The organism is Planktotalea arctica, assembly GCF_002105285.1.
Lineage (GTDB): Bacteria > Pseudomonadota > Alphaproteobacteria > Rhodobacterales > Rhodobacteraceae > Planktotalea > Planktotalea arctica.
Genome location: NZ_MUHR01000001.1, coordinates 240,586 through 265,878 on the forward strand (window position 1 = coordinate 240,586; position 25,293 = coordinate 265,878).

The 25,293-nt window shown below is 57.6% G+C and carries 26 protein-coding genes and 1 other RNA gene; 18 read left to right on the forward strand and 9 right to left on the reverse strand.

The genetic code is table 11. The annotated features are described in order from the left end of the window. Window positions 1–102 precede the first annotated feature (102 nt). The 4 genes from recR to B9P63_RS01245 all read right to left on the reverse strand — a co-directional run bounded on the left by recR (window position 103) and on the right by B9P63_RS01245 (window position 3,219). Window positions 103–696: a recombination mediator RecR gene (gene recR / locus B9P63_RS01230; protein WP_085307045.1), complete on the reverse strand. Its 594-nt coding sequence runs from the start codon at window positions 694–696 to the stop codon at window positions 103–105. Window positions 697–774: 78 nt separating this feature from the next. Further along, window positions 775–1,119, reverse strand: coding sequence for a YbaB/EbfC family nucleoid-associated protein (locus B9P63_RS01235; RefSeq protein ID WP_085306723.1), 345 nt, complete (start codon window positions 1,117–1,119; stop codon window positions 775–777). Between the two features lie 12 nt (window positions 1,120–1,131). Beyond that, on the reverse strand, window positions 1,132–1,470 hold the full coding sequence (locus B9P63_RS01240) for a hypothetical protein (RefSeq protein WP_085306724.1): 339 nt from the start codon (window positions 1,468–1,470) through the stop codon (window positions 1,132–1,134). Between the two features lie 3 nt (window positions 1,471–1,473). Further along, a complete protein-coding gene (locus B9P63_RS01245; RefSeq protein ID WP_085306725.1) occupies window positions 1,474–3,219 on the reverse strand; it encodes a DNA polymerase III subunit gamma/tau in 1,746 nt (581 codons plus the stop codon). A gap of 164 nt (window positions 3,220–3,383) precedes the next feature. Here B9P63_RS01245 and B9P63_RS01250 point away from each other — a divergent pair, with 164 nt between their 5' ends. After that, window positions 3,384–3,884, forward strand: coding sequence for a phosphatase domain-containing protein (locus tag B9P63_RS01250; protein WP_085306726.1), 501 nt, complete (start codon window positions 3,384–3,386; stop codon window positions 3,882–3,884). Here the strand turns inward: B9P63_RS01250 and ffs are convergent. Continuing rightward, window positions 3,883–3,981: signal recognition particle sRNA small type (gene ffs / locus B9P63_RS01255), an RNA gene on the reverse strand. The two genes, B9P63_RS01250 and ffs, sit on opposite strands and share 2 nt — an antisense overlap. 130 nt (window positions 3,982–4,111) lie before the next feature. Here ffs and nudC point away from each other — a divergent pair. Both nudC and B9P63_RS01265 read left to right on the forward strand, forming a co-directional pair. Beyond that, the gene (gene nudC, locus B9P63_RS01260; RefSeq protein WP_085306727.1) at window positions 4,112–5,080 is read left to right on the forward strand and encodes an NAD(+) diphosphatase; all 969 of its coding nucleotides are present in this window, start codon (window positions 4,112–4,114) and stop codon (window positions 5,078–5,080) included. Window positions 5,081–5,129: 49 nt separating this feature from the next. Further along, window positions 5,130–5,606 (forward strand): SRPBCC family protein, encoded by a 477-nt coding sequence (locus tag B9P63_RS01265; protein ID WP_085306728.1) that lies wholly within the window; start codon window positions 5,130–5,132, stop codon window positions 5,604–5,606. A 15-nt stretch (window positions 5,607–5,621) separates the two neighbouring features. On the opposite strand, the gene B9P63_RS01270 is transcribed toward B9P63_RS01265, so the two are convergent. Then, complete coding sequence (locus tag B9P63_RS01270; protein WP_085306729.1) at window positions 5,622–6,458, reverse strand: prephenate dehydratase; 837 nt, start codon at window positions 6,456–6,458, stop codon at window positions 5,622–5,624. 120 nt (window positions 6,459–6,578) lie between these two features. Here B9P63_RS01270 and B9P63_RS01275 point away from each other — a divergent pair, with 120 nt between their 5' ends. The 5 genes from B9P63_RS01275 to B9P63_RS01295 all read left to right on the forward strand — a co-directional run bounded on the left by B9P63_RS01275 (window position 6,579) and on the right by B9P63_RS01295 (window position 13,036). After that, window positions 6,579–7,097 (forward strand): c-type cytochrome, encoded by a 519-nt coding sequence (locus B9P63_RS01275; protein WP_085306730.1) that lies wholly within the window; start codon window positions 6,579–6,581, stop codon window positions 7,095–7,097. A 203-nt stretch (window positions 7,098–7,300) separates the two neighbouring features. Beyond that, entirely contained in the window at window positions 7,301–9,241 is a 1,941-nt protein-coding gene (locus tag B9P63_RS01280; RefSeq protein ID WP_085306731.1) for an extracellular solute-binding protein, read from the forward strand. A gap of 6 nt (window positions 9,242–9,247) precedes the next feature. Continuing rightward, entirely contained in the window at window positions 9,248–10,333 is a 1,086-nt protein-coding gene (locus B9P63_RS01285; protein ID WP_085306732.1) for a microcin C ABC transporter permease YejB, read from the forward strand. Between the two features lie 4 nt (window positions 10,334–10,337). Continuing rightward, window positions 10,338–11,444: an ABC transporter permease gene (locus B9P63_RS01290; protein ID WP_085306733.1), complete on the forward strand. Its 1,107-nt coding sequence runs from the start codon at window positions 10,338–10,340 to the stop codon at window positions 11,442–11,444. After that, window positions 11,441–13,036, forward strand: coding sequence for an ABC transporter ATP-binding protein (locus tag B9P63_RS01295; protein WP_085306734.1), 1,596 nt, complete (start codon window positions 11,441–11,443; stop codon window positions 13,034–13,036). The genes B9P63_RS01290 and B9P63_RS01295 overlap by 4 nt, the downstream gene beginning before the upstream one ends. Here B9P63_RS01295 and hemN read toward each other — a convergent pair. Further along, window positions 13,033–14,388 (reverse strand): oxygen-independent coproporphyrinogen III oxidase, encoded by a 1,356-nt coding sequence (hemN, locus tag B9P63_RS01300; protein WP_085306735.1) that lies wholly within the window; start codon window positions 14,386–14,388, stop codon window positions 13,033–13,035. The two genes, B9P63_RS01295 and hemN, sit on opposite strands and share 4 nt — an antisense overlap. A 64-nt stretch (window positions 14,389–14,452) precedes the next feature. Between hemN and fnrL the strand changes: the two genes are divergently transcribed. Beyond that, window positions 14,453–15,196 carry a transcriptional regulator FnrL gene (gene fnrL / locus B9P63_RS01305; protein ID WP_095532981.1) on the forward strand — a complete coding sequence of 248 codons (744 nt, stop codon included), beginning with the start codon at window positions 14,453–14,455 and terminating at the stop codon, window positions 15,194–15,196. 9 nt (window positions 15,197–15,205) lie between these two features. Here fnrL and B9P63_RS01310 read toward each other — a convergent pair whose 3' ends face one another. After that, the gene (locus B9P63_RS01310; RefSeq protein ID WP_085306737.1) at window positions 15,206–16,048 is read right to left on the reverse strand and encodes a universal stress protein; all 843 of its coding nucleotides are present in this window, start codon (window positions 16,046–16,048) and stop codon (window positions 15,206–15,208) included. Between the two features lie 195 nt (window positions 16,049–16,243). Between B9P63_RS01310 and ccoN the strand changes: the two genes are divergently transcribed. From ccoN to ccoP, 4 genes are read left to right on the forward strand one after another with little or no spacing between them, the layout of a single operon-like run. Next, window positions 16,244–17,857 (forward strand): cytochrome-c oxidase, cbb3-type subunit I, encoded by a 1,614-nt coding sequence (gene ccoN, locus B9P63_RS01315; protein ID WP_085307046.1) that lies wholly within the window; start codon window positions 16,244–16,246, stop codon window positions 17,855–17,857. Window positions 17,858–17,871: 14 nt separating this feature from the next. Beyond that, on the forward strand, window positions 17,872–18,600 hold the full coding sequence (gene ccoO, locus B9P63_RS01320) for a cytochrome-c oxidase, cbb3-type subunit II (RefSeq protein ID WP_085306738.1): 729 nt from the start codon (window positions 17,872–17,874) through the stop codon (window positions 18,598–18,600). Window positions 18,601–18,611: 11 nt separating this feature from the next. Then, the gene (locus B9P63_RS01325; RefSeq protein ID WP_085306739.1) at window positions 18,612–18,797 is read left to right on the forward strand and encodes a cbb3-type cytochrome c oxidase subunit 3; all 186 of its coding nucleotides are present in this window, start codon (window positions 18,612–18,614) and stop codon (window positions 18,795–18,797) included. Then, window positions 18,794–19,672 (forward strand): cytochrome-c oxidase, cbb3-type subunit III, encoded by an 879-nt coding sequence (gene ccoP, locus B9P63_RS01330; protein ID WP_085306740.1) that lies wholly within the window; start codon window positions 18,794–18,796, stop codon window positions 19,670–19,672. Before B9P63_RS01325 ends, ccoP begins: the two co-directional genes overlap by 4 nt. Window positions 19,673–19,837: 165 nt before the next feature. Here ccoP and B9P63_RS19095 read toward each other — a convergent pair whose 3' ends face one another. Beyond that, window positions 19,838–19,978: a hypothetical protein gene (locus B9P63_RS19095; RefSeq protein ID WP_176219076.1), complete on the reverse strand. Its 141-nt coding sequence runs from the start codon at window positions 19,976–19,978 to the stop codon at window positions 19,838–19,840. A gap of 120 nt (window positions 19,979–20,098) precedes the next feature. Here B9P63_RS19095 and B9P63_RS01335 point away from each other — a divergent pair, with 120 nt between their 5' ends. The 5 genes from B9P63_RS01335 (at window position 20,099) to ccoS (ending at window position 25,293) form a co-directional block, all read left to right on the forward strand. Beyond that, window positions 20,099–20,956, forward strand: a complete 858-nt coding sequence (locus B9P63_RS01335) for a LysR family transcriptional regulator (protein WP_245830518.1) — start codon at window positions 20,099–20,101, stop codon at window positions 20,954–20,956. A gap of 99 nt (window positions 20,957–21,055) precedes the next feature. Beyond that, complete coding sequence (gene ccoG, locus B9P63_RS01340; RefSeq protein WP_085306742.1) at window positions 21,056–22,492, forward strand: cytochrome c oxidase accessory protein CcoG; 1,437 nt, start codon at window positions 21,056–21,058, stop codon at window positions 22,490–22,492. Further along, entirely contained in the window at window positions 22,492–22,953 is a 462-nt protein-coding gene (locus B9P63_RS01345; protein WP_085306743.1) for a FixH family protein, read from the forward strand. Before ccoG ends, B9P63_RS01345 begins: the two co-directional genes overlap by 1 nt. A gap of 4 nt (window positions 22,954–22,957) precedes the next feature. Beyond that, window positions 22,958–25,138 carry a heavy metal translocating P-type ATPase gene (locus tag B9P63_RS01350; RefSeq protein ID WP_245830519.1) on the forward strand — a complete coding sequence of 727 codons (2,181 nt, stop codon included), beginning with the start codon at window positions 22,958–22,960 and terminating at the stop codon, window positions 25,136–25,138. Beyond that, on the forward strand, window positions 25,135–25,293 hold the full coding sequence (gene ccoS, locus B9P63_RS01355; RefSeq protein ID WP_085306745.1) for a cbb3-type cytochrome oxidase assembly protein CcoS: 159 nt from the start codon (window positions 25,135–25,137) through the stop codon (window positions 25,291–25,293). Before B9P63_RS01350 ends, ccoS begins: the two co-directional genes overlap by 4 nt.

The window sequence follows — 25,293 nt, forward strand, 5'->3', positions numbered from 1 at the left end:
GGATGTGTCGATTTGAATGGCGTGTGGCCTGTCTTGAATGGTCTGCTCTGCGATCTCGGCACTTAAAGGCTCTGTCGCCGCGGGAGGGGCGGCAGGGCTTTTTTATATGGGTTTGCGCGCATTCATGGCAGCGGTGATCGTTCCGTCATCGAGATAGTCGAGTTCACCGCCGATCGGCACGCCCTGCGCCAGCGAGGTGAGCGTGGCGCGCCCGTCGAGGATATCCGCAATGTAATGCGCCGTCGTTTGACCATCGATTGTCGCGTTGAGCGCGAGAATGACCTCGGTGATATGTTCACTGGTTACGCGGTCCACGAGGCGCGGTATGCGCAGCTCGTCTGGACCAATGGCATCGAGCGCGGATAGCGTGCCGCCAAGCACGTGGTACTTTCCCTTGAATACGCCGGAACGTTCCATCGCCCATAGGTCGGACACGTCCTCGACCACACACAGGATACCGTTTGCGCGCTTTTCGCTCTCGCAGATATCGCAGATATCGGCCGTTCCGACATTGCCGCAGTTCAGACATTCGCGTGCGGTGACGGCGACGGTTTGCAGCATATCCGCCAAAGGCGTGAGCAAGAGCGCGCGTTTGCGGATCAGATGCAGCACAGCGCGCCGTGCGGAACGAGGGCCAAGCCCGGGGAGCTTGGCCATCAACTCGATGAGCGTTTCGATGTCTTTTGTACTGCTCACCTGTCGATCCTTGTTGCCGGTGGCGTGAGCCTCCGGCGGGAGTTTAATTGGCAAGATGAAGCTGCCACGCACAGAAATTTAAAACGGCAGTTTCATATCCGCAGGCAGGCCAAGGCTCTCTGTCAGCTTGCCCATTTCAGCGGCGGATTTTTCAGCTGCTTTTTGCTGGGCGTCCTTGACGGCAGCGAGTATTAGGTCCTCAACGACTTCCTTGTCATCACCGTTGAAAATCGAAGGGTCGATATCAAGCGCAGTCAGTTCGCCTTTGGCGGTTGCCGTCGCCTTGACGAGGCCCGCGCCGCTGATCCCCGTGACGGTTATACTTGCCAAGTCTTCTTGCAACTGACCCATCTGGTCCTGCATTTCTTTGGCTTTTTTCATCATTCCGGCCATATCGCCGAGGTTGCCCAGTCCTTTGAACATGCGTCTCTCCGTCTAGGTTTTGCGCGCCTCGTTGGGCGCGGTGTAAAGGATCATTCCTACACATATTGCAGCGACGGCGGCGATGAACAAGGTGGGCGAGCCAATACATCCCTCAATGCGCGCGGATGCGAAGGCGGCACCGGGGTCGAGGATGGTCAGGAAGGCGACATAAAAGGACCAGATTACCACCAGCGCCAGTGCGCCCCATTGGCTGCGAAAGCGGATCGCAATGGCCGAGGTAAGAAAAAGAATAAGGGGGATAGGCGTGCTTGCCAGCGCGATTGCTTCGCCAAGCATCGAGATTGGCGCTCCGTCCCAATCGGGTTTGATGTGCGAGCAGATGCCGATCATCGCCTAGTCCTCTTCAAAGGGGTCCCATTCGTCCTCGACCTCTGGCAGGGCTTCTTCGAACGCGGCATTGGCGATCTCTTGAGCCGTTTTGATTGCGATGATCTTTGCCGAGGGGAAAGCCTCGAAAACGGCTTTGACCAAAGGATGTTCGGCTGCCTCGACCTTGAGCGCGTTATCTGCGGCATCGTTCTTTTCTGTGATCGTCTCTGCGCCGCCTTCATTCACCAGCGTCACAGCCCAGCGGTTACCGGTCCAGAGTTGAAGGCGTTGCCCGAGGCGCTGGGCGAGATCGCCGGGTGCTTTGGCGTGGGGCACAAATTCGATGCGTCCGGGTTGGTAGCTGACCAGTCGCACACCGCCCTCAACATCGACGAGCAGTTTCATATCGCGGTTGGAGCGGATCAATTCGACCACATGCTCGAACGTAGGAAAGCGCGCGAGCGCATCGACGTCGAGATGTTGCGCCGTCGCTGCGCCGCCGCTGGTGCCGGAAGATGTGCTTGCCCGAGACTGCGCGCCGGTGACAGTCGTGCCGCCCGCGCTCATCCCGCCGCCACTACCGCCGGATGGGGAGGGTGGGGGCGGTGTGTCTTGCAGCTTGCGAATCAACTCTTCGGGGCTGGGAAGCTCGGCCACATGCGTGAGGCGGATGATCGCCATTTCAGCGGCCATCATGGAATTGGGGGCGCTCGCGACCTCATCGAGCGCTTTGAGCAGCATTTGCCACATCCGCGTCATTGCGCGCATGGGCAGATCGGCGGCCATTTGCAGGCCGCGCGCACGCTCATCGGGCGACACGGTTGGATCGTCTGCTGCATCGGGCGTGATTTTCACGACGCTGATCCAATGGGTGATTTCGGCCAGATCGCGCAGTACGGCCATGGGATCGGCACCAGCCGCGTATTGCGAGCCGAGTTCGGTCAGGGCGGCCGCCGCATCGCCGCGCATGACCATTTCGTAGAGGTCCAGAACACGGCCGCGATCGGCGAGGCCAAGCATCGCGCGCACCTGCTCAACCGTGGTTTCACCGGCGCCATGGCTGATCGCTTGATCCAAGAGGGACGTTGCATCGCGCGCAGAGCCTTCAGCGGCGCGGGTGATCAGCGCCAAAGCATCCTCGGAAATTTCAGCATTCTCGCCCGCGGCGATACGTTTGAGCATGCCGATCATATCTTCGGGCTCGATCCGGCGCAGATCGAAGCGCTGGCACCGGCTCAGAACCGTTACGGGAACTTTGCGAATTTCGGTCGTGGCGAAGATGAATTTGACGTGTGCGGGTGGCTCTTCCAGCGTTTTCAACAAGGCATTGAACGCAGACGTCGAGAGCATATGAACTTCGTCGATGATGTAGATTTTGTAGCGCGCAGAGGCGGCGCGGTAATGCACGCTTTCGATGATTTCGCGGATATCGCCGACGCCTGTACGCGAAGCGGCGTCCATCTCCATGACGTCGACGTGACGCCCTTCCATGATTGCTGTGCAATTCTCGCACACGCCGCAAGGTTCGGTCGTGGGGCCGCCCGTACCATCGGGGCCGATACAATTGATCCCCTTGGCGATGATCCGTGCGGTTGTGGTTTTGCCTGTGCCGCGAATGCCCGTCATCACAAAGGCCTGCGCAATGCGATCCGCCTCAAACGCGTTTTTCAGCGTACGTACCATCGCGTTCTGGCCGACCAGATCGACAAAGGTCTCAGGGCGATACTTGCGGGCAAGGACGCGATAGGCGGTGTTGGACGTGTCTGTCATATGCGCTTTCAGATTCGATCAGTGGCGAGGGTAGGCTGCACGCTTCGCCCCGTCTAGCCGATTGCGTGAAAGGACGCTACTGATAGGACAGGCTAGGAGGGGATACGTGATGCGTTTGCGCAAAATGCAAAGGGATCCAGCGCTTTGTGCGACAGGGTTGATCGATGGCTGACCTGGTCATCCATGTATTAGGGGTGGTTGGCGGATCGCTTGCGATTTCGCAGATGCCGGGACGCGGTGGCGATTACGCTGCAGACCTCGATTTCATTCGTGACTGGAAGCCCTCGCTGGTGATCACCGCCACGACGCGCGGGGAGTTGGCAGATGTAGGGGCGGAAAGCCTTGGCGCGGATATTCTGGAAAGTGGCGCGCGCTGGCTGCATTTGCCGATCACTGATTACGGCGTACCGGATGCGTTGTTTTTGCAGGCCTGGCCTGCTGCGAGCGAGGCGGCTCTAAGCGCGCTGCGCGGCCGTGGCCGGGTGTTGATCCATTGCAAGGGCGGCTGCGGGCGCTCTGGCATGTTGGCGCTCCGTTTGATGGTGCAAAGCGGCGAAGAGGCTGTGCAGGCGTTGCTACGCCTTCGCAAACTGCGCCCCTGCGCCGTGGAAACAGACCCGCAGCTGCGCTGGGCTGTCACGGGTATTTTGCCGCAAGGGGACTAGGTGAGAGGTTGGACATCGACCCAAGTGGGGCTCGTTGTGGCTGCTTCCTTCCGGATCTGACCAGGTTGGCGAGGCACTTGCCCGCGCCAACCCCTCAAGTCGCAATATACGAGTCGTGCGAGCAGGATGCAAGATGCGCCGTCAAAAACGAGACGCCCCACTAAAAGCAGTGCTTGTAACCCCTCGGCAATCAGACCTAGCTTGCGCGCAAATTTAGGGAGCTCTGGATGAAACTTGCTGAGACCGTGACATTTGGAGGCTCAGGCCTTGAGCGCGCAGCGCATTTGCGCGCGGATACCGCAGCACTAAGTACATATCGCACGAATGCCGCATCCCAAGCGATTGTGTTTTGGCGTGGCAAACCCCTTATTCGACGCGGCGCGCGGGATGCTTTGGCGCGACTGTCGATGAGCGAGCACATTATTGCCTCGCGTGCGAGCGAGGCAATTTTTCTGGGTCTGGAAAACGGCTGTGCTATTTTTGCCCATGATTTGTCTGATTGGCAGCCCAGCGGCGTGGATGAAGAGGCGCTGGGTGCCTTTTTCGATCCGAGCGAGCAGCGTCACCCCGACCTGCCCCAAAGCGATGTTTTTGCCGAGTTGCGCGCGAATATGACACGCCTGACACCGCGCGATGCGGAACTGGCGGCAAGCGCGCGCGCACTTTATAGCTGGCATGCAAGTCACCGTTTCTGCGCCAAATGTGGCGGGGCGAGCGAGATGTCGATGGCAGGCTGGCAACGTGGTTGCGGCGCTTGCGGCGGTCAGCACTTCCCGCGCACGGACCCCGTGGTTATCATGCTGATCACGCACGAAAATTCGGTTCTTATGGGTCGCTCTCCGGGGTGGCCGGAGGGCATGTATTCCTTGCTTGCGGGCTTTGTGGAGCCGGGCGAGACGCTTGAAGCGGCGGTGCGGCGCGAAGTACTTGAGGAGGCGGGCATCACTGTCGGGCAGGTCGACTACCTCGCCAGTCAGCCCTGGCCGTTTCCCAATTCGTTGATGTTCGGCTGCAAGGGCGCGGCGCTCGACACGGATATCACGATCGATCCGGTCGAGATCGAAGATGCGATATGGGTAAGCCGCGAAGAGATGATGCTGAGTTTTGCAGGGGAAAATCCTAAAATTTTACCTGCAAGAAAGGGCGCAATCGCACATTTCATCCTGAAGCACTGGCTCAGTGATAGACTTGAGTAATATCTCTCCGCTATAGTTTGTCGAAAGTTAAAAAGAGGCGAGCAGGCCCATGAAATTTTCGACCAAAGAAGACATCGAAGCCCCGATCGAGGACGCCTTTGCGCTTTTCACGGATTTCGATCAGTTCGAGCGCTCTGCACTGCGGCGTGGCGGGGATGTGCAGCGCACAGACAAACTGCGCCAGAACGGGGCAGGTATGAGCTGGGCTGCGCAGTTCAAATTGCGCGGCAAAATGCGTAAAATCGCGGCTGAGATGACGGAGTTCACCGCGCCCGAGAATTATTGCCTTGAGATGCAGGGCAATGACATTGTTGCATTTGCGACGCTTGATTTGATGCCACTATCGAAAAGCCGCACGCGCGCGTCCATGGCGATCGAACTGAAGCCCAAAAGCCTGTCAGGGCGTTTGATGGTTCAAACGTTGCGCCTTGGAAAAACCCGTCTGGACAATCGGTTCAAGGCGAAAGCGGCCGATTTTGTGCGGGTGCTTGAGCGCGAGTATAAATCACGCACTGCGGGTGTTTGAGCGGCGAAACCTAGCCTAGCTGTCGCGTTCCCGGGCACGTGGATAGGTGCCCAGAATGGTGACTTCACTGGTGAAATAACTTAGCTCGTCCAATGCGCGTTTGACGTTGGCATCTTCTGGATGACCCTCGATATCGGCATAGAACTGGGTGGCGGTGAAATGACCACCGACCATGTAGCTTTCCAGTTTTGTCATGTTCACGCCATTAGTCGCAAAACCACCCATTGCCTTATAAAGCGCGGCGGGAATGTTTCGCACGCGAAACACGAAGCTGGTCATCATTCCGTGTTCGCCGCGCCGCTCCAGATGGGTTTTGGGTGACATCACCAGAAACCGCGTGGTGTTATGGCCATGATCCTCAATATCGCGTGCGAGCACGTTCAGGCCATATATCTGCGCTGCGATTTCGCTGGCGAGCACACCGCTACGTCGATCACCGCTTTGCACCAGTTCGGCGGCGGCGCCTGCGCTATCGGCGGCAGATTCGCCTGCGATCGCGTTTTTTGCAAGAAAAGACGCGGCTTGCGGCAGCAATACCAGATGCGCGCGTACCGTTATGATATCGCTTAGGGGAACGCCCGGCAGCGCCATAAGGGCGATGCGCACGCGTGTGAAGGCTTCGTCGATAATGTGCAAACCCGAGCTTGGTAGCAGGCGATGAATGTCGGCGACGCGCCCGTAGGTCGAGTTCTCCACAGGGAGCATCGCAAGTGCAGCGGCCTTGCTGTTCACGGCCTCGATTACATCTTCGAAGGTCCGGCAGGGCAAGGGTTCATAGTCCGGATAATTCTGCGCGCAGGCCTCGTGTGAATAGGCACCAAGCTCTCCCTGAAATGCGATCTTCTTGGCCATGGGCGCGTTTCCTCTAAAATCTGTGCAAGTTGGGCGTTTAGTCGCGCCTTCTACACCTTGCCATGAGCGCGCGAAAGCCATAGATAGCCGCGCAACGATATCCAACAGGACACGCGCGATATGTTTGACACGATGACATTTACAAAGGTGCTTGGCGGCTTTTGCGGCGCACTTCTGATCTTCCTTCTCGCCGGTTACGGCGCTGAGAATCTTTATCACACGGGTCCGAAAGGTCACGGAGAAGATCATGTACAGGGCTATGTGATCGAAGTCGAAGACGACGGCGCAGACGCTGCCGAAGACGAGGGTCCCGATCTGCTCACTTTGATCGCTCAGGCGGAAATCGACAAGGGCGAGCGCGTCTATGGCAAGTGCCGTGCCTGTCACAAGCTGGAGGACGGTGCCAACGGCACGGGTCCACATCTGTTTAACACGGTAAACCGTGATAAAGGTTCGATTGACGGATTTACCTATTCGAGCGCTATGGCAGAAATGCCCGGCAATTGGGGCTATGTAGAGCTCGACGCCTTCCTCGAGGATCCCAAGGGTTACGTGCGCGGCACCAAGATGAGCTTCTCTGGCCTGAAAAAGATCGAGGATCGCGCAAACTTGATCGCTTATCTGGAAACCATCCAGTAACGCAAACCGCTTTGATTTGAATAGAAAGAGCCGCTCTGCTGTTTTGCAGAGCGGTTTTTTTGTGCCTGTCGTTAAGCGAAGGGTGCGCATCGGCTTTTATCACGACGAGTTCATCCATTCAGCGCTTGAATGTGACAAGCGCAGCGCTTTAGCTATGTATAAGTGGTATGGCCAGCACAGCAGCAGCTATCGGGAGGTATAATATGTCGAGCAAATCCCCAATTCGCGAACTTGTTTTGAAACGCCGTGACGTCATGCTCGGCATGGCGGCTAGTGGCGCTGGAGCTGCGATGGGCTTCCAACCCGGCTTTGCCCGCGCAAGCGATGGCACCTCGGAGTTGGTGAAGAGCCACGGCTATTCTTTCTTCGGCGATCTGAAATATCCTCCTGATTTTACGCATTTCGATTACGTGAACCCCGACGCGCCCAAGGGCGGAGAGATTTCGATGTCCGCGCGCGGAACCTTCGACGGTATGAACCGCTGGGCAAGCAAAGGGCGTCCCGGTCTTTATTCGGGCCTTGTCGCCGAAGCGATGCTGGCGCGCGCGCCCTTTGATGAGGCGGTTCCGGCGGATTCGATCACAGATTCTTATTGCCACCTTGCTAAGTCGGTCGAATATCCCAAATCGAAAGAATGGTGCGTTTTCCACATCCGCCCCGAAGCGCGGTTTTCCGATGGCACGCAACTGACGGCGCATGATGCTGCCTTCACGCATAGCCTGTTCCTCGAGCAGGGCATTCGCAGCTTTGCACGTTCGGTCAAACAGCGCATTTCCAGCGTGGAAGCGATTGATGATCTGACCCTGCGCGCGACCTTCGTTGATGGCATATCGCGCCGCTCGCTGATCTCTCAGGTGGGCAGTACGCCTGTGTTTTCAAAGGCCTGGTATGAGAAAACGGGCGAGCGACTGGACGAGCCGTCCTTGCTCACACCGCTTGGAAGCGGCCCCTATGTGGTCGATGATTTCGACATCAATCGCTATATCATCTACAAACGCAATCCTGATTACTGGGGCTGGCATCTGCCCGTGAACGTGGGCCGCCACAATTTTGATCGTGTCCGCGTCGAGTATTTTCTGGACGAAACCGCAGAATTTGAAGCATTCAAAGCGGGCGAATATACCTTCCGCCAAGAGGGCAGCACAAAACGCTGGGCGACGGGATATGATTTCCCAGGCGTTCAAAGTGGCAGCATCAAGCGCGAAGAACTGCCGGACGGCCTGCCACCCTCGCCTGTGGGTTTCGTGTTCAACATGCAGCGCGCGCCCTTTACCGATATCCGCGTGCGCGAGGCGCTGAGCCTTGCGTTCAACTTCGAATGGGTCTCTGCGTCCTTGCAGTACGGGCTGACAACACAGCGCCATTCCTTTGTGCAAAACACCCCGCTCGAAGCGAAAGGCCCGCCGAGCGGTTTGGAGAAAGTACTTCTGGAAACGCTGGGTGATCTGGTGCCGGCCGAAATGATGCGAGATGATGCAGTGCGTGCGCATACCTCAAATCCTGATACGGTCTCTGATCGACGCAACCAGCGCAAAGCCTTGAAACTGCTTCAAGATGCGGGCTGGAGCGTCGGAAGTGATGGTAAATTCCGCGACGCGGATGGCACGCTGGTCGAATTTGACATCATGCTTTCGTCCAGCACCAGCGACACCGCAGAGGCGATCATCACCACCTATGTTCAGACCTTGAACAAATGGGGGATCACCGCTGGGATGGATAAGGTCGATTCAGCGCAATATCAGGGCCGTTTCCTAGATAAGGACTTCGATATGATGTACACGCGCAACCATGCGTTTATGTCTGCGGGCACGGGGCTTAACCAGCTTTATGGCTCTGAAACGGCCATCGTTTCGTCGTATAACCCCCAATCACTGCAAAGCCCGTTGGTGGACGCGATCATAGAAGGGTCGTTGCAAACCAGTTCGCGCGAAGAGGAAGAGGCAGCGCTCATGGCGCTCGATCGTGCCTTGCGCTACCTGCGGATTCAGATCCCGAGCGGCTATGTCGCAGAGAATTGGGTCGCGTCCTACGACATGTACGAACATCCCGAAAACCTGCCGCCCCTTGCCTTGGGCGCGCTTGATTTCTGGTGGTTCAATCAGGACAAATACGAGGCGCTGAAAGCCTCCGGCGCGCTGAGGTAATTTGCTTTGGGTGCCTATATTCTTCGACGGCTTTTGCTGATCATTCCGACGCTGCTCGGGATTATGATCGTGAATTTCACGCTGGTGCAGTTCGTGCCGGGCGGCCCTGTGGAGCAGGTTCTGGCCCAGATGCAGGGTGGCGGCGATGTGTTCGAGGGGTTTTCCGGCGGCGGCAATGATGTGGCTGAAGAAACCTTTGGATCGGATAGCGAATATATCGGCGCGCGGGGGCTGCCCAAGGAATTCATCGAAGAGCTGGAAAAAGAATTCGGGTTCGACAAGCCGCCAGTCGAGCGGTTTTTCAACATGCTTTGGAACTACATGCGCCTAGATTTTGGAGAGAGTTATTTCCGCTCTATTAGTGTCATTGATCTGGTGCTGGAAAAGATGCCGGTGTCTATCACGCTGGGGCTTTGGTCCACTTTGATCGCCTATCTGGTCTCGATTCCGCTGGGTATTCGCAAGGCGGTGCATGACGGCACCAGCTTTGACACCTGGACCTCTGCGGCCATCATCGTGGCCTATGCGATCCCTGGATTTTTGTTCGCGATCCTGCTGCTTGTTCTGTTCGCGGGCGGGTCTTATTGGCAGATTTTCCCTCTGCGCGGCCTCACGTCGGAAAATTTCGAAGAGTTAAGCCTGTTGGGCAAGATCGGCGATTACCTCTGGCACATTGCGCTGCCTGTTTTCGCCTCCACGATTTCCGCCTTTGCGACGCTGACCTTGCTGACCAAGAACAGCTTTCTCGACGAGATCAAGAAACACTATGTGATGACCGCGCGTGCCAAGGGGCTTAGCGAAAGCCGCGTGCTTTATGGTCATGTCTTTCGCAACGCGATGCTGATCGTGATCGCGGGGTTTCCTGCGGTGTTTGTATCGGTGTTCTTTGGCGGCTCTATTATTATCGAAACGATCTTTTCACTTGATGGGCTTGGGCGGCTTGGCTTTGAGGCCGCCGTTTCGCGCGATTATCCGGTGATGTTCGGCACGCTGTTTATCTTTGGCCTCATCGGCCTTGTGGTAAATATCCTGTCAGATTTAATGTATGTGCTGGTCGATCCGCGTATCGACTTTGAAAAGCGGGAGGGCTAGCGCCATGGCACTTTCGCCGCTCAATCAGCGCCGCTGGCGCAACTTCAAACGCAACCGCCGCGCGCTTTGGTCATTGATCATTTTCTCGATTCTGTTCGGGTTAAGTCTGTTCGCTGAGTTCATCGCAAACGACAAACCCATCATGGTGAGCTATCGCGGCGAATTGCATGCGCCTGTGTTCAGTTTCTATCCCGAAACCGCCTTTGGTGGGGATTTCCAAACAGAAGCGGTCTACCGCGATGTTGAGGTAAAATGCCTGATCAAATCGGGTGGTATGGATGCGTGCTGGGACGATCCAGACGGGGTGATCGAGAGCATCGACGCCGGAACGTTCAGCGCAGATGGATTTCAGCAAGGCTGGCTGCTTTGGCCGGTGATTCCCTATGCCTATGACACGACCGTTGATCGCGCGGGCGCAGCGCCGCTGCCCCCTAACGAGCAGAACCTGCTGGGCACAGATGACACCAAGCGCGATGTGCTGGCGCGGGTGATTTATGGTTTCCGATTGTCCATCATGTTCACGCTAATCGTGACCACTTTGGCCAGTGTCGTCGGCATTGCCGCGGGTGCCTTGCAAGGTTATTTCGGCGGCTGGGTCGATCTATTGTTCCAGCGGTTCATCGAGATTTGGGGTGCGGTGCCCTCACTTTATATCATTATCATCATGTTCGCGATTTTGGGGCGGGGGTTCTGGCTACTGGTGTTCCTTATGGTGCTCTTTGGCTGGATGGCGCTTGTGGGCGTGGTGCGCGCGGAATTCCTCCGGGCGCGCAATCTGGAATATGTGCGCGCGGCCAAGGCGCTTGGCGTCAGCAACACGGTCATCATGTTCCGCCACATGTTGCCCAACGCGATGGTCGCGACCGTCACCATGCTGCCATTCATCGTGACAGGCACGATCAGCACGCTCGCGGGCCTTGATTTTCTGGGCTTCGGCCTGCCATCCTCATCGCCTTCGCTGGGTGAAATGACATTGCAGGCCAAACAAAACCTGCAAGCGCCATGGCTCGCCTTTACCGCCTTCTTCGCCTTTGCCATCATGCTCTCGCTACTTGTTTTCATCTTCGAGGGCGTTCGTGATGCATTCGATCCAAGGAAGACCTTCTCATGAGCCTTTTGGAGGTCAAAGACCTGAAAGTCGCCTTTCGTCAGGACGGCCAGCTTAGCGCGGCGGTGCGAGGCGTCAGCTTTACCGTTGATCGCGGCGAAACGGTCGCGCTGGTCGGGGAGAGCGGCTCTGGCAAGTCGGTGACGGCGCTGAGTACTGTATCGTTGCTTGGCTCCAGCGCGGTGACGGAAGGCTCGATCACCTATGATGGGCAACAGATGGTCGGCGCGAATGAGGCGCTGCTGCGCAAAGTGCGCGGCAACGACATCAGCTTCATTTTCCAGGAACCTATGACATCGCTTAACCCGTTGCACACGCTGGAAAAACAGCTTGGTGAATCGCTTGCCTTGCACCAAGGCGTTGTCGGCGACGCTGCGCGCGGGCGGATCATCGAGTTGATGGAAAAGGTTGGTATTCGCGATCCTGAGAGCCGTTTGAACTCCTATCCCCATCAGCTTTCCGGCGGTCAGCGTCAGCGCGTAATGATCGCGATGGCGCTGGCGAACGGGCCTGATCTTCTGGTCGCGGATGAGCCGACGACAGCATTGGATGTGACCATCCAAGCGCAGATATTGGAACTGCTCGCGGGGCTGAAAAAGACCGAGAGCATGGGGCTTTTGTTCATCACACATGATCTTGGGATCGTGCGCAGCATCGCGGACAAGGTTTGCGTTATGAAAGCGGGCGAGATTGTCGAGGCAGGGCCGACCGAACAGGTGTTCAACGATCCGCAGCATGAATATACCAAGACTCTGCTTAGCGCCCATGCGGTAGGCACGCCCGATCCTGTGCCAAGCGGTGCGAAAGAGATTGTCAGCACCGATCATCTTAAGGTCTGGTTCCCGATCCAGCAGGGTTTTCTGAAACGCACGGTGGGTCACGTCAAAGCGGTGAACGATGCAACGCTCAATGTGCGCGCTGGTGAAACTCTTGGGATTGTCGGCGAAAGTGGCTCTGGAAAGACCACGCTGGCGCTGGCGATGATGCGGCTGATTGCTTCCGAGGGCGGGATTACCTTTGACGGGCAGGACACGCGCCGCTGGGCCACGCGCCAGCTTCGCGCGGCGCGCAAGGATATGCAGATCGTGTTTCAGGATCCGTTTGGTTCGCTTTCGCCGCGCATGACGGCCGAGCAGATCATCGCCGAAGGCCTTGGCGTGCATGGCACGGATGGCATGAAAACGCCGCGCGACATGGTTGGCGAGATCATGGCCGAGGTCGGCCTCGATCCTGAAACCATGCACCGCTATCCGCATGAGTTTTCCGGCGGGCAGCGCCAGCGTATCGCCATCGCGCGCGCGATGATCCTGCGGCCCAAGCTGGTGGTTCTGGATGAACCTACCAGTGCGCTGGACATGACAGTGCAGGTACAGATCGTAGAACTGCTACGCGGGCTGCAACAGAAATACGGGCTGGCCTATCTGTTTATCAGTCACGATCTTAAGGTCGTGCGCGCCATGTCGCATAAGGTCTTGGTGATGAAACAAGGCGATATCGTCGAGATGGGCGAGAGCGAGGCGCTGTTCAAAGCGCCCCGTCATGAGTATACGCGCGCGCTGCTGAGCGCTGCGCTGGACCACCGTGCAAGCGGTTAGATCGCCGAACTATGGCCCGCGTGGCTGAGATCATAGGCATCGAACTGGCGCGCGATCAGGCGGGTCAAAGGCCGCGCTTCGAGCGGAACGAAAAGCCCGTCGCTGTTGACGGTCAGCAAACCCTCGAACGCGCGATTGGTTTCTTCGAACAAGGTGTCGAGCGCGGCGGCGGGCATGTCGAAGCGCTGCATGATCTCGCTGCGTGAAATGCGAAAATCGCACATCAATGCCTCGATCAGGCGGGCTCGCATCTTGTCGTCGCCGCCAAAGCTATGGCCGCGCGCGATGGGAATGCGCCCCTCGCGTACCGCTGCGGTATATTTCGATGTAGAGGCGTCGTTCTGCGCATAGCCCTGCGGGTAGCGCGAGATAGACGAGGCTCCGAGGCCGATCAACACATCGGAGGTATCTTCGGTATAGCCTTGGAAATTGCGCCGCAAGCGACCTGCGTCGAGCGCTTTGGTTAGCCCGTCTTCCTTGGTTGCGAAGTGATCGATCCCGATTTCGCGGTAGTTGTCCCACAGGAATAGACGTTGCGCGGTTTCGAACAAATCGAGGCGTTCTTGCGGTGTCGGCAGTGCGTCGGAGGGGATCATCGACTGGCGACGGGCCATCCATGGCACATGTGCATAGCCATAAAGCGCGACGCGATCAGGATTGAGTGACAGGAGCTTTTGCACGCTTTCGGTGATCTTGCCTTTGGTCTGATGCGGCAAACCATAGAGGATATCTGCGTTCAGAGATTGTACTCCGCGCGCGCGGATCATGTCGATGGCATTGCGCGTGACGTCATAGCTTTGCTCGCGGCCGATACATTTCTGGATTTCCGGATCGAAGTCCTGCACCCCGATAGAGGCGCGGTTCATGCCTGCTGCGGCCAGCGCATCAAGGCGCGCACCGTCGATTTCGTTCGGATCGATCTCGACCGAGAACTCACCGCCCGGTGCCATGGGCGTCACGGCCAGAATTTCTCCAGCCAGATCGGTGATCATCTCGGCGGACAAAAGCGTTGGTGTCCCGCCGCCCCAGTGCAGCCGCTCGAGCGTGACCCCCTCGGGCAAATGCGCTGCAAGTGTAGCGATCTCTTTCTTGATGGTCTCAAGATAGGCGATGATTGGTGCGGTGCTTTGCGTGCCTTGCGTGCGGCAGGCGCAGAACCAGCAAAGCCGCCGACAAAACGGGATGTGAACATAAAGCGAAATCTGGCTGTGCGGCTTGATTTCGGAGATCCAACGCGCGACCTGCGTATCGCTGACCTCGCCGTTGAAGTGCGGAGACGTGGGATAGCTTGTATAACGCGGTACTTTCGCGTCAAAAAGACCCAGCCGTTCAAGTTGGTTTCGCATTGTCATGTTTTAAGCGATAGGTTGTGTTAGTTAGTGTTTCTTTGATTCAGATCAATGGATGTATTTTGATATGCCGCAAGCGATAGCCGTCGACCTTCAGGACTGTGGGGATTGCCCCATAAGACATCGTGCCGTCTGCGCACGTTGTGAAACCGACGAATTGGAGCGGTTGGACCAGATCAAGTATTACCGCTCTTATGAAGCGGGCCAGACGATTGTGTGGTCGGGCGAACCGATGGATTTTGTCGGTTCACTGGTACGTGGAATTGCTACGCTGTCGCAGACGATGGAAGATGGGCGCACGCAAATGGTTGGCCTTTTGTTGCCCTCCGACTTCGTGGGGCGCCCCGGGCGCCGCGGCGCGGCTTATGATGTGGTTGCGACCACAGATCTGGTGATGTGCTGTTTCCGTAAGGTGCCTTTTGAGGAAATGATGGCCCGCACGCCACATATTGCCCAGCGTTTGCTGGAAATGACGCTGGACGAGCTGGATGCGGCACGCGAATGGATGCTGGTCTTGGGCCGCAAGACTGCGCGTGAAAAGATCGCATCGCTGTTGTCGATCATCGCGCGGCGTGATGCCACGCTGAACCTGCGTGCGCAGGATGCCAAGATTGTATTTGACCTACCGCTCACGCGCGAAGCGATGGCCGACTATCTTGGCCTTACGCTTGAAACGGTCAGCCGCCAGATTAGCGCGCTCAAGCGTGACGGCGTCATCGTGCTGGAGGGCAAACGCCACGTGACCATCCCCGACTTCGAGCGTTTGCTGGATGAAGCCGGAGATGACAGTGACGGTGGTTTTCTGTCTTAGGCCTGCGGTCTAGTGCATCATGAAGATTGGCAGTTTTGCCTCTTCTAACATGTCACGTGTGGCACCGCCGAGAATCGCCTCGCGAAAGCGCGAGTGGCCATAGGCCCCCATCACGATCATATCGGCGTCCTTGTCATTGGCATGGCGCAGCAACACGTCGCAAACACGTGGCAGGCTTTTGCCGAGCACGTCGATTTCCGCTTTCACGCCATGGCGCGCTAGAAATACTGACAAAGGGCCGCCCGGATCAGATCGATCCTGTCCGTGGCGCGGTGGATCGATCACCGTGACGCGCACCGATCGGGCCTGTTTCAGAAACGGCAATGCTGCGCGCACGGCATTCATCGCCTCGGGGCTTTCATTCCAGGCGAGGATCACACGTTCAGGCGTGGGATTAGCGGCAACGCCAGCAGGAAGCACCAGCACGGGGGATTGGCCCCCGAACAGTGCGCCCTCCAGAATACCCTCCGCTTCGAGCTGCGAGTTTTGCCCGCCGTAGGGCGTTGGTAAAACTGCAAGGTCGCTGAAACGCGTGCGCATTGAAACGCTGCGATTGATGTTGCCTATCGGGTTCACCGAAGTTTCGACGCTCCAGCGCGCATTGCTTTTTTCAAGCATGCCGCGCGCCGTAGCTGCGATGGATTTTGCATCATCGCCAGCGGCTTGCATGGTGCGCTGCATCATTACGGGATCGACGCCGCCGTACTGGAAACCCGGGGTCAGACGATCAATGCCGTGACACACAACGTCCAGATGGGCGTCAAAAGTTTCCGCCATTTCTGCGAGCGATTGCAGGAAATCCGGCTTGGTCTCTGGATCGGCGAGATGGGTGATAAGTGTCGCGAAGGCCATGGTTTACTCCCTTGGTTCATTTCGCGGGCATTATGGCGCTCTTTTTTCGTGGGTTTCTTTGACGTCCGTCAACAAATCTATCCCAAGCGCTTGACCCAGATCAAAGAACGGCCAGCCGCAATCTCGCAAAAGGGCAGCAGTCTAAGAACATCTGCGTATTATTCGAATCGCGCGGGCAAGACGAAGGGACGAAAAATGATGAACTACATCAAGATGATCGTGCTTGGTTTAATCACGCTTTTGGCGATGATTGCAGCCAACTACGCACGAGACCTTGCCTACATGGTTCACGCGATCATCGTTATGTTGGTTGCGGGGGGTATGTTCCTGTGGACGGTGCGCCAAACGGGCGATGAGCCGGCAGGGTCAATGGAACACGAATATATGGACGGGGTGGTGCGCTACGGCGTTATCGCGACGACCTTCTGGGGCATAGTGGGTTTCCTTGTGGGAACCTTCATCGCGTTTCAGTTGGCGTTTCCGTCCTGGAACTTTGATTGGGCGGAAGGCTATGCCAACTTTGGCCGCTTGCGTCCACTGCACACATCTGCGGTGATTTTCGCATTTGGCGGTAACGCTTTGATTGCGACGTCCTTCTATGTCGTGCAGCGTACCAGCGCCGCGCGCCTTTGGGGCGGTAATATGGCGTGGTTCGTCTTTTGGGGTTACCAGTTGTTCATCGTTTTGGCGGCGACGGGCTATTTGCTTGGCTCGACACAGTCCAAAGAATACGCAGAACCCGAATGGCATGTGGATCTTTGGCTCACGGTCGTCTGGCTCGCTTATCTTGCGGTCTTCCTCGGAACGATCATCAAGCGTAAGGAAAAGCACATCTATGTGGCGAACTGGTTCTATCTGAGCTTCATCATCACGGTTGCTATGCTTCATGTGGTGAATAACCTCTCGATCCCGGTAAGCCTGTTTGGCTCCAAATCGGTTCAGGTCTTTTCGGGTGTTCAGGATGCGATGGTGCAGTGGTGGTATGGCCACAACGCGGTTGGCTTCTTCCTGACAGCGGGCTTCCTCGGCATGATGTACTACTTTGTGCCCAAGCAGGCAGAGCGTCCGGTCTTCTCGTATAAACTGTCGATCATCCACTTCTGGGCGCTGATCTTCCTTTATATTTGGGCTGGCCCACACCACTTGCACTACACAGCTCTTCCAGACTGGGCGTCCACCCTTGGTATGGTCTTCTCGATCGTGCTCTGGATGCCAAGCTGGGGCGGCATGATCAACGGTCTGATGACGCTTTCGGGCGCTTGGGACAAGCTGCGCACCGACCCTGTGATCCGTATGATGGTGATATCGATCGGCTTCTACGGCATGTCCACATTCGAGGGTCCGATGATGTCGATCCGCGCTGTGAACTCGCTGTCGCACTACACTGACTGGACAATCGGCCACGTACACTCTGGCGCGCTTGGTTGGAACGGTATGATCACCTTTGGTGCTTTGTACTTCCTCACACCAAAGCTTTGGAACCGTACACGCCTTTACAGCCTGTCTTTGGTAAGCTGGCACTTCTGGCTCGCCACAATCGGGATCGTTCTTTACGCCTCCTCGATGTGGGTCACGGGTATCATGGAAGGTCTGATGTGGCGCGAAGTCGATGCAAACGGTTTCTTGGTAAACTCGTTCGCCGACACGGTTGCCGCAAAGTTCCCGATGTACGTAGTCCGCGGTCTGGGCGGTGTGATGTATCTCGCTGGCGCACTGATCATGGCCTACAACCTCTGGATGACCGTCAAACGCAGCCCGGCAGTTGAATCTGATACTGCCGAAACTCACGCTGCCGTAGCGGCCGAATAGAAAGGAGCAGACCTATGGGAATTCTCGACAAACATAAGATCATCGAGACCAATGCGACCCTTCTGCTGGTACTCAGCTTTCTGGTCGTCACGATTGGCGGATTGGTGCAAATCGTACCGCTCTTTTATCTGGAGAACACCATCGAGGATGTAGAGGGCATGCGCCCCTACACTCCGCTGGAGCTCACCGGGCGCGATATCTACATTCGTGAAGGGTGCTACGTGTGCCACAGCCAGATGATCCGTCCTATGCGGGACGAGGTCGAACGCTATGGCCACTACTCGCTGGCGGCAGAATCCAAGTACGACCACCCCTTCCAATGGGGCTCCAAGCGCACAGGTCCAGATCTGGCGCGTGTTGGGGGGCGTTACTCGGACGGATGGCATCAGGACCACTTCCGCGATCCACAATCCGTGGTACCGGAATCGGTGATGCCGAAATATGACCAGCTGGAGCGCAGGCTCATTGACGGTGAATATATCGGCGATCTGCTGCGCACCCATGCCTTCGTGGGCGTGCCCTATACATCGGACATGATCGAGACAGCGCAGGCCGATTTTGTGGCGCAAGCTGACCCTGACAGTGACTATGACGGGTTGCTTGAGCGCTACGGCGAGAACGTGAATGTGCGTAACTTTGATGGAGCGCCCGGACTTTCCGAAATGGACGCTCTGATCGCTTACATGCAGGTGCTGGGCACGATGGTCGATTTCTCGACGTTCACGCCTGACGCCAGCCGATAGGAGAAGCCGATATGGAAACCTATTCCTTCCTGCGCGAGTTTGCTGACAGCTGGATGCTTTTGTTCCTGTTTACGTTTTTCTTGGGCATTGTGTTCTGGGTGTTTCGCCCGGGCTCCAAGAAGACTTACACTGAAACGGCAGACATCCCGTTCCGGCACGACGACAAACCCATCCTTGATGAGGAGGCCCGGAAATGAGCAAGAAACCTATCAAGAAAAAGGAAGATCCGGATACCACTGGCCATAGCTGGGACGGTATCGAGGAGTTCAACAATCCCTTGCCGCGCTGGTGGCTGTGGACCTTCTACGCCTGTATCGTTTGGGCCATCGGTTACACGATCGCCTATCCTGCCTGGCCGATGATCAATTCGGCGACGGCCGGTGTGCTGGGGTATTCGACGCGCGCCGAAGTCGCACAAGATATCGCGGCGGTCGATAAGTCGAACGAGGCGATCAATACCAAACTCGCTTCGGTCGAATTGGCGGCGATCGCGGCAGACCCGGAGTTGGAGGGCTACGCAAAGTCCGCAGGCGCTGCGGTGTTCCGCACGTGGTGCGCGCAGTGTCACGGTTCCGGCGCGGCGGGTGTTCAGGCTTCGGGCTATCCCAACCTGCTGGACGATGACTGGCTTTGGGGCGGCACTGTCGAGGACATCCATGCCACCATCAGCCATGGTATCCGCAACGAGACGGACGACGACGCCCGTTTCTCGCAGATGCCTGCCTTTGGCGAGATGCTGGAGCCAGAGGAAATCGCCCAAGTGGTCAATTTTGTAATGAGCCTGTCGGGCACGCCGCAAGACGCCGCAATGGTTGATGCTGGTACATTGGTCTATGAGGACAACTGCTCAAGCTGCCATATGGACGACGGCACAGGGGACCGCAGCCAAGGCGCGCCCAACCTGACGGACGCCATTTGGCTCTATGGTGGCGACTACGACAAGCTGATCCAAACGGTCGAATATAGCCGTTACGGCGTAATGCCTGCCTGGACCGAGCGCCTGTCCGAAGCAGAGCTTCGTGCGGTGTCGACATATGTCCATGGCCTTGGCGGCGGCGAAGCCTCCGAATAACGCGGCCCTTCTTTAAACAAACCAAAACGCCCGAAGCGAGCCAGCTTCGGGCGTTTTTCTATTTGCGCAGCGCAGCCTTTGCCCAGCGTTTGCCGCGCCAAGGCCAGCCAGTGCTCGCGGCGCGAACGCCTGCAAGGCTTGGAACGCGGTAAACGATGGGATCAATCATCGCACGGTGCCTTTGCGGCGCTCAATCGAGGCTTGATCGCTGGGTGTGCTCCAATGGTGCGGCTTGTGCCAACGCGGCGCATCGCGTTTGTTCTGGTGGCTCGCCCGCATGAAGCTATCTGCAAGAATATGTAACATTCTGTTTCCCTTTCAGTCTTTGTATGTTCAAGATAGTCCACAAATGCACGTTAAATCCAGTCAGGAAGAATTTTCATATGTTAGCTGAAGTTTAGGATGGAGTGGCGCAACCTTCCCCCGATGTCAGCACTGCGCGCCTTTGCGGCCTACGCGCAATACGGCTCTTTGCAGCAAGCGGGCGATGCGTTGAACGTCACTCATGCCGCGATCAGCCAGCAGATCAGAAACCTTGAAACCCGGCTCGGCCTCACGCTCTTGGATCGCAGTGCGCGTCAGGGGCGGCTCAGTGCCGAGGGCAAAGTGCTGGCCGATGTTGTGCTGGCCGGTTTTGACGCGATGGCCGAGCAGGTCGCGCAGCTTACGGGCGACGAGGAGGCGCGCCCATTGACAGTGACGACGACGCCCAGCTTCGCGGCCAATTGGCTGGTGCCGCGCCTTGCAGATTTCCGCATGAAACATCCGGAGATCGACGTGGTGATCGACGCCAACCCTGCGCCCGTCGCGCTTGGTGGCTCAGGCCCCGACGTGGCGATCCGTTTCGGGCAAGGCGATTGGGCAGGCACAGATGCGCTTTTGCTGATAGCGACGCGCCGCGTCGCAGTGGCTGCGCCCAGCTTCGTGCGCGCGGATCGCCCGGCCAGTCCCGTCGATCTTGCGCGTTTTCCGATTTTGCAGGAGGTCGGCACCTCGGAAAGCTCGCTTTGGCTGGCCAAACACGGGGTGCCGGAAGCCTGGCAGGGCGGGCGCATCATCTTGCCGGGTAACCTGACGATTGATGCTGCGCGCATGGGGCAGGGGATTACCGTGACGGCGGAAATCTGGGTGAGATCCGATCTTGAAAGCGGACGTTTGGTTAAACTTTTCGAGGATGACGAGGATTTCGGTTATTACATTGTGACGCGCGCGAATGCGCTGCGGCCCTCCGCGCGCGCTTTCGTGAAGTGGCTCGACGCCCAGGCCTCTCATCAACGTGCTTAAAAGTGACTTTAAGAATCGCCATTTGACTTAGGTCAAAGAGTTGCGCGGCGCAGCCTGTGACAAGCACTGCAATGCTAACGCTTTGAACGGGGTGATTCCGTGAGCTCTACCGACAATGAACCCGCACCAAGTCTCTACGCAGCACACGAGCCGATCTTTCCGCGCCGTGTCACTGGATGGTTTAGAAACCTGAAGTGGATCATCATGATCTTCACTTTGGGTATCTATTATGTGACGCCTTGGATTCGCTGGGATCGTGGCCCGAACCTTCCCGATCAGGCGGTTTTGATCGATCTGGCCAATCGCCGTTTCTTCTTCTTCTGGATCGAAATCTGGCCGCATGAATTCTATTTCATTGCCGGTCTTCTGATCATGGCAGGCCTGGGCCTGTTTTTGTTCACTTCTGCTATGGGTCGCGTCTGGTGTGGTTATGCCTGCCCGCAGACCGTCTGGACCGATCTGTTCATTCTGGTAGAGCGCTGGATCGAGGGTGATCGCAACGCACGCCTTCGGCTGCACAACCAGAAGAAATGGGATTTGCGCAAAGCGCGATTGCGCCTGACCAAATGGACAAGTTGGATGATTATCGGGCTTGCCACGGGCGGTGCCTGGGTTTTCTATTTTGCCGATGCGCCCACATTGCTGGTCGATCTGGTGACGGGCAACGCCCATCCTATCGCCTACACCACCATTGCGGTTCTGACGGCGACGACCTTTTTCTTTGGTGGGATCGCGCGGGAGCAGATTTGCATTTACGCCTGCCCATGGCCACGTATCCAAGCGGCGATGATGGACGAGGACACACTTGTCGTCGGCTATCGCACGTGGCGCGGTGAGCCGCGTAAGCACTCCGAAGAAGTCAAGGCGGGCGAGCCACAGGGCGATTGCATCGATTGCATGGCCTGCGTCAACGTCTGCCCCGTGGGCATTGACATTCGCGACGGTGAGCAGCTCGAGTGCATCACATGTGCGCTGTGCATCGATGCGTGCGATGATGTGATGGCCAAGATCGGCAAGCCGCGCGGCTTGATCGATTACATGGCGATTTCGGATGAAACGAACGAGCGTGCGGGCAAGCCGATCAAACCTGTGATGAAACATATCCTGCGCCCGCGCACGATCATGTATACGGCGCTTTGGTCGCTCGTGGGTTTCGGTCTGGTGTTTGCGCTGTTCATTCGCGCCGATATCGAAATGTCCGTCGCCCCCGTGCGTAACCCGATTTTCGTGACGCTCTCTGATGGTTCCATCCGCAACACCTATGATGTGCGCCTGCTAAACAAGCACGGGGAAGATCGCCCATTCCGCTTGTCAGTCGTCGGCGATCCTGCGCTGCGCATCCAGTTGGAGGGCACACCCTACGAGAGCGTGAATGTACCCGCGGACACCAGTTTCTTGCAAAAAGTCTACGTGATCGCGCCTGCCGGCTCTGATCCTGCTAATTCGGAGCGCACGCAATTCCGCCTTTGGGCCGAGGATACGTCCAACGGCGAGCGTGCGCATAAAGACACCATTTTCAACGGAAGGGATAACTGATGACCAGTTCCAAACCACTCACAGGTCGCGGCGTTTTTGCGATATTCGCATCCGCCTTCGCTGTGATCATCACGGTTAATCTGACACTGGCCTATAATGCGGTGAGCACCTTTCCTGGGCTCGAGGTCAAGAACTCCTATGTTGCGTCGCAAAAGTTTGACGAGAGGCGCACGGCGCAGGAAGGCCTTGGCTGGAGCGTGCGCGCAGATGCTAGCGGCGGGATCGTCATGCTTGATATACGCGATGCGCAGGGCCAGCCTGTTCAGGTCGCACACCTTGATGCGACTGTCGGCCGCGCGACGCATGTTAAGGATGATATCTTTCCCGAGTTTGCCTTTGACGGCTCGGCCTATGTCGCCCGCGCCACGCTTGGTGCAGGTAACTGGAATGTACGCATGAAAGCGATCGCCATCGATGGCACCGAGTTCAGCCAGCGCGTCATTCTGCATATCAAGGATTGATGCTTTGAGCGCCGTTTCCGCCTGTCCTGCCTGCTCTGCTGCGCCAGCCGCAGAAGCCTTGGCCGCGGCGCAAGCGCCGCGCGAAGTCAATTTGGCGCTGTCCTTGCCCGGCATTCATTGCGCCGCTTGCATTTCATCGGTGGAGCGCGCGCTCAGTGCTTTTCCGGGTGTGCACGGCGCGCGGGTGAACCTGACGCTGAAACGCGCGCAGATCGAAGCGGACCCCGAAGTCACCGCAGAGCAATTGGCGGCCAAGCTCGAAACCCTTGGCTTCGAGGCGCATGAGCTTGACTCAGGTGCGCTCAGGGCGACGGAAACCGATCAGGCAGGGCGCGATTTGTTGATGCGTTTGGCCGTGTCCGGTTTTGCCTCGATGAACGTGATGCTCTTGTCGGTGGCGGTCTGGTCTGGAGCCGAAGCGGCGACGCGCGATTTGTTCCATTGGCTATCGGCTGCGATCACCTTGCCCGCGATCGCGTTTTCGGCGCAGCCTTTCTTTCTACATGCCTATAGCGCGCTGCGTGCCGGGCGCTTGAACATGGATGTACCCATTTCGCTGGCGATCGCATTGGCGCTGGTAACCTCACTTTGGGAAACCAGCCTTTCGGGCGAGCATGCCTATTTCGACGCGGCATTAACGCTGACGTTTTTTCTTTTGGCGGGTCGGTATCTTGATCACCGCGCGCGTGCTGTTGCGCGCTCTGCCGCCGAAGAGCTCGCCGCGCTCGAAGTGCCGCGCGCCTTGCGGTTTGAGGACGGCGCGCCAGTGCAAGTCAGCGTGTCCGAGCTTCGGATTGGTGATGTGATCTTGGTGCGTCCCGGCGGTCGTATGCCTGTGGACGGGGTGATCAGCGAGGGGCGCTCGGAATTGGACCGCGCGCTTTTGACGGGCGAAACTCTGCCGGTTCTGGCCGAGCCGGGGCAGGCGGTCAGCGCGGGCGAGGTCAACCTGACCGGGCCTTTGAACATCCGCGTCACGGCCGTGGGCGAGGACAGTTCGCTCTATCGTATGGCGCAACTGGTGGCGGTCGCGGAGAGCGGTCGCTCGAACTACACCTCGCTTGCCGATAAGGCTGCGAAACTTTATGCGCCCGGGGTTCATATCCTGTCGGCGCTCAGTTTCCTCGGTTGGCTGATCTATTCGGGCGATATGCGCATGGCGCTGAACATTGCTGCGGCGGTCCTGATTATCACATGCCCTTGTGCGCTGGGCCTTGCAGTGCCCGCGGTCACCACGGCCGCCTCCGGGCGGCTGTTTCGTAAAGGCCTGCTGATCAAGGACGGCACCGCGATGGAGCGCTTGGCCAAGGTCGATACGGTGGTTTTCGACAAGACCGGAACGCTGACCCAAGGCCAGCCCAAGCTGATCAATCTGATGGATCATGACGCGCGCGCGCGCGGCGTCGCCTTTGCGCTGGCCAGCGGCTCTGCGCATCCTTTGGCGCAGGGCGTCGTTGCGGCGATGACGGCGACAAAGCTAACACCAGCCCAATTGACGGATATCCGCGAAGTGCCAGGCTATGGCACCGAAGCATATTGGAACGGCGCACGCGTGCGACTTGGCCGTGCAAGCTGGGTCGGGGCCGAGCAGGGGGAGCGAATTGCCACATGGCTTCAGATTGGCGGTGAGAATCCCGCGCCATTCTATTTTGAGGATGCGCTGCGCCAAGGCGCGCAAGAGTTGATTGATGATCTCAAGGCCAAGGGCATCGCGATGCATCTGATTTCCGGCGATGCGCTTGCGCCCGTGCGCGCCTTGGCCAATACGCTCGGTCTGGAAAACTGGAGCGCAAACGCGCTCCCTGTGGAAAAAGCGGATTTTATCAACGCGTTGAAAGCCAAAGGTGCGCATGTGCTAATGGTGGGCGATGGCTTGAATGATACAGCGGCGCTTAGCACGGCGAACGTGTCGATTTCGCCAGCGTCTGCGCTCGATGCGGCGCGGGTCGCGTCCGATATCGTTTTGCTGGGTAACACGCTGGCACCCATCGGCGGTGCGATCACCGTCGCGCAAAAGGCGACGTTGCGGATCAAGGAAAACTTTCAAATCGCGACGCTCTACAATATCATTGCGGTCCCCTTCGCGATCGCGGGTCTGGCGACACCGCTTATCGCGGCTCTGGCCATGTCCAGTTCGTCCATCACGGTGTCGCTGAACGCTTTGCGCCTCGGGAGAGAGAAATGAACGTATTGGCTTATCTGATCCCGATTTCACTGATCCTTGGCGGCGTCGGGTTGGCGGCGTTCATATATTCCGTCCGCACCAAGCAATATGACGACCCTGACGGCAATGCCGCGCGCATCCTAAGCGATGAGTGGGACGATAGCCCCAAGCCTTAG

What these genes read in the sequence shown, in the direction of transcription:
- B9P63_RS01235 (WP_085306723.1), bottom strand. Translation starts at nt 1,119, where the DNA reads ATGTTCAAAGGACTGGGCAACCTCGGCGATATGGCCGGAATGATGAAA.
- B9P63_RS01240 (WP_085306724.1), bottom strand. Translation starts at nt 1,470, where the DNA reads ATGATCGGCATCTGCTCGCACATCAAACCCGATTGGGACGGAGCGCCA.
- B9P63_RS01245 (WP_085306725.1), bottom strand. Translation starts at nt 3,219, where the DNA reads ATGACAGACACGTCCAACACCGCCTATCGCGTCCTTGCCCGCAAGTAT.
- B9P63_RS01250 (WP_085306726.1), top strand. Translation starts at nt 3,384, where the DNA reads ATGGCTGACCTGGTCATCCATGTATTAGGGGTGGTTGGCGGATCGCTT.
- nudC (WP_085306727.1), top strand. Translation starts at nt 4,112, where the DNA reads ATGAAACTTGCTGAGACCGTGACATTTGGAGGCTCAGGCCTTGAGCGC.
- B9P63_RS01265 (WP_085306728.1), top strand. Translation starts at nt 5,130, where the DNA reads ATGAAATTTTCGACCAAAGAAGACATCGAAGCCCCGATCGAGGACGCC.
- B9P63_RS01270 (WP_085306729.1), bottom strand. Translation starts at nt 6,458, where the DNA reads ATGGCCAAGAAGATCGCATTTCAGGGAGAGCTTGGTGCCTATTCACAC.
- B9P63_RS01275 (WP_085306730.1), top strand. Translation starts at nt 6,579, where the DNA reads ATGTTTGACACGATGACATTTACAAAGGTGCTTGGCGGCTTTTGCGGC.
- B9P63_RS01280 (WP_085306731.1), top strand. Translation starts at nt 7,301, where the DNA reads ATGTCGAGCAAATCCCCAATTCGCGAACTTGTTTTGAAACGCCGTGAC.
- B9P63_RS01290 (WP_085306733.1), top strand. Translation starts at nt 10,338, where the DNA reads ATGGCACTTTCGCCGCTCAATCAGCGCCGCTGGCGCAACTTCAAACGC.
- B9P63_RS01295 (WP_085306734.1), top strand. Translation starts at nt 11,441, where the DNA reads ATGAGCCTTTTGGAGGTCAAAGACCTGAAAGTCGCCTTTCGTCAGGAC.
- hemN (WP_085306735.1), bottom strand. Translation starts at nt 14,388, where the DNA reads ATGACAATGCGAAACCAACTTGAACGGCTGGGTCTTTTTGACGCGAAA.
- fnrL (WP_095532981.1), top strand. Translation starts at nt 14,453, where the DNA reads ATGCCGCAAGCGATAGCCGTCGACCTTCAGGACTGTGGGGATTGCCCC.
- B9P63_RS01310 (WP_085306737.1), bottom strand. Translation starts at nt 16,048, where the DNA reads ATGGCCTTCGCGACACTTATCACCCATCTCGCCGATCCAGAGACCAAG.
- ccoN (WP_085307046.1), top strand. Translation starts at nt 16,244, where the DNA reads ATGATGAACTACATCAAGATGATCGTGCTTGGTTTAATCACGCTTTTG.
- ccoO (WP_085306738.1), top strand. Translation starts at nt 17,872, where the DNA reads ATGGGAATTCTCGACAAACATAAGATCATCGAGACCAATGCGACCCTT.
- B9P63_RS01325 (WP_085306739.1), top strand. Translation starts at nt 18,612, where the DNA reads ATGGAAACCTATTCCTTCCTGCGCGAGTTTGCTGACAGCTGGATGCTT.
- ccoP (WP_085306740.1), top strand. Translation starts at nt 18,794, where the DNA reads ATGAGCAAGAAACCTATCAAGAAAAAGGAAGATCCGGATACCACTGGC.
- B9P63_RS19095 (WP_176219076.1), bottom strand. Translation starts at nt 19,978, where the DNA reads ATGTTACATATTCTTGCAGATAGCTTCATGCGGGCGAGCCACCAGAAC.
- B9P63_RS01335 (WP_245830518.1), top strand. Translation starts at nt 20,099, where the DNA reads ATGTCAGCACTGCGCGCCTTTGCGGCCTACGCGCAATACGGCTCTTTG.
- B9P63_RS01345 (WP_085306743.1), top strand. Translation starts at nt 22,492, where the DNA reads ATGACCAGTTCCAAACCACTCACAGGTCGCGGCGTTTTTGCGATATTC.
- ccoS (WP_085306745.1), top strand. Translation starts at nt 25,135, where the DNA reads ATGAACGTATTGGCTTATCTGATCCCGATTTCACTGATCCTTGGCGGC.